Source organism: Vibrio sp. 10N.261.46.A3 (assembly GCF_041472995.1).
In the GTDB taxonomy this organism is placed as follows: Bacteria; Pseudomonadota; Gammaproteobacteria; order Enterobacterales; family Vibrionaceae; genus Vibrio; species Vibrio coralliirubri.
Map to the genome: position 1 here is coordinate 1 of NZ_JBFRRH010000209.1, position 303 is coordinate 303.

1 protein-coding gene is annotated in these 303 nt (G+C 39.6%); it reads right to left on the reverse strand.

The annotated features are described in order from the left end of the window. Positions 1 to 194 (reverse strand): hypothetical protein (locus AB4484_RS26710; protein WP_372081055.1); only part of this gene is annotated, 194 nt, incomplete at its 3' end. Between the last annotated feature and the right edge of the window lie 109 nt (positions 195 to 303).

The following is a 303-nucleotide window of genomic DNA, read 5'->3' on the forward strand; positions in this document are numbered from 1 at the left end:
GCAATACATGGTTGTTTTTCCGCTCCTACTAAAACGTCAACCACATGGGATGCAGTAGTGAAGAACAACTCACCAAGGACGTTTAAAAAGAACCCTGTACCAATTTGTTCAGGCCCTCTTTTGTCGTTTTCGATAAATATAGGAATCGTAAATCTCGCCACTGATTCACCAAACAACTGAACTATTTCTTTCATAAAACTCCAATGTTCACCTGTAGCTTATAACGCCCGCTTAAGCGCTTGTTAAGAGTGCCTTATTTGGACTCTGACACTTCTTTGATTTTATTTATACCCGTGATCATTG